The 3809-nt window shown below is 37.9% G+C and carries 5 protein-coding genes; 4 read left to right on the forward strand and 1 reads right to left on the reverse strand.

Translation table 11 applies throughout. From position 1 onward, the window contains the following. The first annotated feature begins 284 nt into the window (after window positions 1-284). Window positions 285-1379: a peptide chain release factor 2 gene (gene prfB / locus BTHERMOSOX_RS09685; protein WP_138120949.1), complete on the forward strand. Its 1095-nt coding sequence runs from the start codon at window positions 285-287 to the stop codon at window positions 1377-1379. Here prfB and BTHERMOSOX_RS09690 read toward each other — a convergent pair. Beyond that, the gene (locus BTHERMOSOX_RS09690) at window positions 1374-1700 is read right to left on the reverse strand and encodes a winged helix-turn-helix transcriptional regulator (RefSeq protein ID WP_138120940.1); all 327 of its coding nucleotides are present in this window, start codon (window positions 1698-1700) and stop codon (window positions 1374-1376) included. The genes prfB and BTHERMOSOX_RS09690 overlap by 6 nt on opposite strands. A 115-nt stretch (window positions 1701-1815) precedes the next feature. Here BTHERMOSOX_RS09690 and BTHERMOSOX_RS09695 point away from each other — a divergent pair, with 115 nt between their 5' ends. The 3 genes from BTHERMOSOX_RS09695 to BTHERMOSOX_RS09705 are packed head-to-tail and all read left to right on the forward strand — an operon-like array spanning window position 1816 to window position 3583. After that, on the forward strand, window positions 1816-2385 hold the full coding sequence (locus BTHERMOSOX_RS09695; protein ID WP_138120942.1) for a YbhB/YbcL family Raf kinase inhibitor-like protein: 570 nt from the start codon (window positions 1816-1818) through the stop codon (window positions 2383-2385). A gap of 14 nt (window positions 2386-2399) precedes the next feature. After that, the gene (locus BTHERMOSOX_RS09700; RefSeq protein ID WP_138120944.1) at window positions 2400-2930 is read left to right on the forward strand and encodes an ester cyclase; all 531 of its coding nucleotides are present in this window, start codon (window positions 2400-2402) and stop codon (window positions 2928-2930) included. Then, window positions 2930-3583, forward strand: a complete 654-nt coding sequence (locus BTHERMOSOX_RS09705; protein WP_138120946.1) for a nitroreductase family protein — start codon at window positions 2930-2932, stop codon at window positions 3581-3583. Before BTHERMOSOX_RS09700 ends, BTHERMOSOX_RS09705 begins: the two co-directional genes overlap by 1 nt. Window positions 3584-3809: the final 226 nt, after the last annotated feature.

Genomic DNA, 3809 nt, shown 5'->3' on the forward strand with positions numbered 1-3809 from the left:
AAACTGGCATGAATATTTTTAAAGAAATGCAGCGATTAAAAAGCCTAAGGGATTATTACATCCAGTGAGTAAAAAAGGCTAAAAAGAGAGAAATAAGGCTAAAAAAATCAGACAAACAAGGTGTTTTTTAGATTTTTATGGAAAAATACGGAAATTTTGAGCTATTTTTTTGAAAAATTGCAAGGGTTGAAAATAGGATGGGGAATTATGAATTATGCAAAGGTCTCGCATAATATAGAATAAATAACAATAGTTTGGCTTTTTATCACTAAAATATGCCAATTATGGAACTCTCGCCCACTTATCAAAAAATTCAAGATTTAAAACAACGCTTAAATGCTTTGTCTATACACATCAGCCTAGATGAGAAACAAAATCGCTTAGAAGAAGTGCTATTGGAAATGGAAAACCCAGATATTTGGTCTAATCCAGCAGTAGCACAAGCCTTGGGCAAAGAAAAATCAACCTTGGAACCTATTTGCCAAATTTTTAATCAGGCGAATGCAATTTTGGAAGATGCGACCGAGCTACTAGATATGGCACAGTCTGAAAATGATGAAGGCACTGCTAATAGTGTGATTACAGATTTAGACAATACCGAAGTTGCTATCGCAAAACTAGAATTTCAAAGAATGTTTAGTGGCGAGTTGGATGCCAATTCAGCCTATTTAGATATTCAATCAGGCTCAGGTGGCACAGAGGCACAAGACTGGGCAGAGATGGTATTGCGTATGTATTTACGCTGGGGCGAAAAACACAGCTTCAAGGTTAAACTCATGGAAGTCTCAGCAGGCGAAGTGGCAGGCATCAAATCTGCCACCATTCATTTTGACGGTGAATATGCCTTTGGCTGGCTACGCAGTGAAATCGGCATCCACCGCTTAGTACGCAAATCCCCTTTTAATGCCAACGGCAAACGCCACACCTCTTTTTGCCCCGTGTTTGTCTCACCTGAAATTGATGATAACATTGACATTGAAATCAATAAAACCGACATTCGTATTGACACTTATCGTGCGAGTGGTGCAGGCGGTCAGCATGTGAACAAGACCGACTCAGCCGTGCGCATCACCCACTTACCTACCAATACTGTGGTGCAATGTCAAGACGGCAGATCCCAACATGCCAATAAAGACCAAGCTATGAAGCAGCTTAAATCTAAACTCTACGAGCTGGAAATACAAAAACGCAACAGTGAAAACCAAGAACAAGAAGATGCTAAATCCGACATTGGCTGGGGTCACCAAATCCGTTCCTATGTACTTGACCAATCTCGCATAAAAGATTTACGCACCGGCGTAGAAAGCTCAAATACGGGTAATGTGTTAGACGGCAATTTAGATAAATTTATCGAAGCCAGCCTAAAAGCAGGATTATAACGCTTTCTGTTGTTGGTAATTTTTACCCCATTCCTCTAAGGATAAAATCGTATTTTTAAGCGATTTTCCATGTTTAGTAAGGCTATATTCCACTTTGGGCGGCACAACTCTATACACCTCTCGATGAACCAATCCATTACTTTCAAGCTCCCTGAGTTGTTTAGTGAGCATTCTTTGAGTGATACTTGGCATAAATTTTTTCAATTCGCCAAATCTTTTTTTACCATCAATCAGATGATACAAAATAATCCCCTTCCATTTACCGCCGATTAAGCTAAGGGTTAATTCTACGGGACAATTCGCCCCCCTTTTATTTTCCATTTTTTACTCCTTTAGTATAATAAAAGATACTATATGCTAATTATGTACCTACTTGACAATAATATATTAGTATTTTAACATTTGCACTTTACATAAATATCAAAAGGATAAAAAAATGAAGAAAATAGTAGAAGTAAAGAAAATAATAAAAGTTGTAACTCTAGTCTCATCAATAGCAGTATTGAGTGCTTGTGGTAATCTAAAGCCTGATAATGGTTTTACATTAAGCAGTACGGTCATTAAGCATGGTGAGCAAATTACAGCGAATCAATATTGGAATAATTTTGGTTGCACAGGTAAAAACGAACGACCTGATTTATCATGGCAAGGTGCACCTAAAAATACTAAAAGTTTTGCCGTAACTTTGTATGATAAAGATGCCCCAACAGGAAGTGGATTTTGGCATTGGACGGTTTATAACATCCCTAAAAATGTAACTCATATTAGTGCAACAAGTTTGCCAAAAGGCGCCGTTGATGCTAATACTGATATGGGTAAATCTGGGTTTTTAGGTCCTTGTCCACCAGTGGGTCGCGCCCATAACTATGCGTATACAGTGCATGCACTAGATACAGATACATTAACTCCGCCAAAAAATGCCACTTCAGCGCTAGTTAGGTTTTTTATGAACAAACATACCATTGCTAAAGCGAGTTTTAGTGTTATCGCAGGGCCGAGAAAATAAAGGGAGCGTTTAAAATGAAAATAATAAAAATAATAATTGCCAGTTTGTTTGTTACTATTGGGTCAGTTTATGCAATGGATTATGATTTGCCAAAAGCACAGGTTTTGGTTGTTGACAGGAGTATGTCAAATAATCAAGCAGATAAAATGATATTAGCAGCAAGACGATATGCTGCATTTTGGCACACTGGCAAGGAAAAATATGTGACTCAAGCCTTGGATAAAGACTTTATAGATTTAAATCTTCCCAAAGGCAGAAAGCAGGGTATTCAAGGGCCTTTAGATGCTTCAAAATGGTTTAGAGGCGTAGTGCCAAATTTAACGGCAAGCATCAAGCAAATGATGGTGGTAGCCGATAAAGTGGTGTTGCAACTGGAATTTAATGGCAATTTCACGGGCAAATTTCACGGCACTCAAGGACAAGGACAGGTGATTAAATTTGTTGCAGTGGATATGTATACGATTAAAAATGGCAAAATAAAAAGCAACTGGCATTTAGAAGATAACCAGACATTGATGCAACAGTTAAATAAAGGCAAAATGTAATGAAGCATTCAATCATTAAAGATTTAAATTGGCGACACAGCACTAAGAAATATGATGCCAGTAAAAAAGTATCAAAAGAAGATTTGCAGGTGCTTTATGAGGCAATGCGTTTATCAGCTTCATCTATCAATTCACAGCCTTGGCGGTTTATTGTTATCCAAAGTGATGAGGCAAAAGAGCGGATGACTGGAACATTTGCTAATAAATTTCAATTCAACCAGCCCCATATTTTTGAAAGTTCTCAGATTATTTTATTCGCCCATAATCCTCGATACAAACGAGAAAACTATGCAGAAGTGGTTGATAAAGGTATTGAGGACGGCAGAACTAAACCCGAAGATAGAGAAGATGCTTTTGGCGGTTTTTTCTTTGCCGAACTCAATACCGATGAAAACGGTAATACTGCCCCATGGACAAAAGCACAATTATATTTAGCACTGGGCAATACACTGCACACTTTGGCTCGTTTAAAAATTGATTCAACGCCGATAGAGGGGCTGGATATTGAATTGGTTAATCAAGAGTTTAAACAGGAGTTAGGTGGTTATCAGTGCGAAGTAGCACTGGCAATAGGTTATCGGCACGCTGAAGATTACAATGCTAAATTGGCAAAAACGCGTCGTAGTCTGGAAAGTGTTCTAGTTGAGATATAAAAAATGAATATAGAATTTAACCATATCGCCATGAGATGTAAAAATATTGATGCTGTTGCTACCTTTTTTACAGAAGTTATTGGCTTAGAAAAAGGCTTTTGAAGTTCCCCCAATAAACTGGACACCAAATTACAACAATTTAGGAGTCCAAAATGACCAGAAAATACACAGCCTTTACCAAAGCGTTTAAACTAGAAGCCCTGCATTTGGCAAATCAACCTAACAC

It is taken from the genome of Bathymodiolus heckerae thiotrophic gill symbiont, from assembly GCF_900128515.1.
In the GTDB taxonomy this organism is placed as follows: Bacteria; Pseudomonadota; Gammaproteobacteria; order PS1; family Pseudothioglobaceae; genus Thioglobus_A.

Bases quoted from the DNA above. Each gene is read 5' to 3' on its own strand.
- prfB (WP_138120949.1), top strand. From the start codon at position 285: ATGGAACTCTCGCCCACTTATCAAAAAATTCAAGATTTAAAACAACGC.
- BTHERMOSOX_RS09690 (WP_138120940.1), bottom strand. From the start codon at position 1,700: ATGGAAAATAAAAGGGGGGCGAATTGTCCCGTAGAATTAACCCTTAGC.
- BTHERMOSOX_RS09695 (WP_138120942.1), top strand. From the start codon at position 1,816: ATGAAGAAAATAGTAGAAGTAAAGAAAATAATAAAAGTTGTAACTCTA.
- BTHERMOSOX_RS09700 (WP_138120944.1), top strand. From the start codon at position 2,400: ATGAAAATAATAAAAATAATAATTGCCAGTTTGTTTGTTACTATTGGG.
- BTHERMOSOX_RS09705 (WP_138120946.1), top strand. From the start codon at position 2,930: ATGAAGCATTCAATCATTAAAGATTTAAATTGGCGACACAGCACTAAG.